1 protein-coding gene is annotated in these 750 nt (G+C 46.9%); it reads left to right on the forward strand.

Features of this window, described 5'->3' with window-relative positions:
• Nucleotides 1-62: 62 nt before the first annotated feature.
• Complete coding sequence (locus EXE45_RS17195) at nt 63-245, forward strand: hypothetical protein (protein ID WP_137695048.1); 183 nt, start codon at nt 63-65, stop codon at nt 243-245.
• Nucleotides 246-750: the final 505 nt, after the last annotated feature.

A 750-nucleotide genomic window follows, 5' to 3' on the forward strand; every position in this document is an offset into this window, starting at 1 on the left:
GGATCTAAGAGGCGACACCGACGGCACGATTATTTTTTTATGATTCAGTCAGACGGATAGGTATGGGAAAGAAGGTTGTCGAACTGAAAGAATCGGATGACGAAGTGTTCGACGAAGAGCTGAACAAGAGGATATCCGAACACGAAGCTGACGGATTCGAATTAGTCGACCAAGAATTCGCTACTCACTTCGATCCGCAGCTGAACCGCCCTTGCTCATCTGCGCTACTGACGTTTGAGAAGTAAGTCTCTATTCGCTGTATTTGGTGTCCGACTTTTCATTATTGCTGAGACCGATTATTGGGTATGAGCGACGATCGCACGTTCACGTGTGCCGAATGCGGTGCCGAGGTATCTGGAGACACAGAATCGACGCCAAAGACGTTCAAATTTCATGTGAAAGCGAACCATAAGGGCCAGCTCCAACAAGCGGATGGCAGGCGAAATAGGCCATATCGCGAATTCCTCTCACGAGCGGATATTGATATGATTCGTGGAGATGATGTTCCAATATAACTCTCTGTTAGGTCAGGATGAATCTACAACGTCTGTGTAGCTTAACTGATAGTGCCCTACATTATCTTCAACATCAATCAGGAACTTGATCTCGATAGATTTGCTCTCGGAGACATCCGATTCAAGCTGATCAATGCCTCGGGTTCCGAATCGGATTACTGCTTCAGCTGTCGAATGGGGTGCTGTGTTGAATAGCGATCTAATCAGCTGTTATCACGGAGTAGAAGGACGAAGC

Source organism: Halorubrum sp. SP9 (assembly GCF_005435015.1).
Taxonomy (GTDB): domain Archaea; phylum Halobacteriota; class Halobacteria; order Halobacteriales; family Haloferacaceae; genus Halorubrum; species Halorubrum sodomense.

Coding starts and splice junctions, on each gene's coding strand:
- EXE45_RS17195 (WP_137695048.1), top strand. CDS start 63: ATGGGAAAGAAGGTTGTCGAACTGAAAGAATCGGATGACGAAGTGTTC.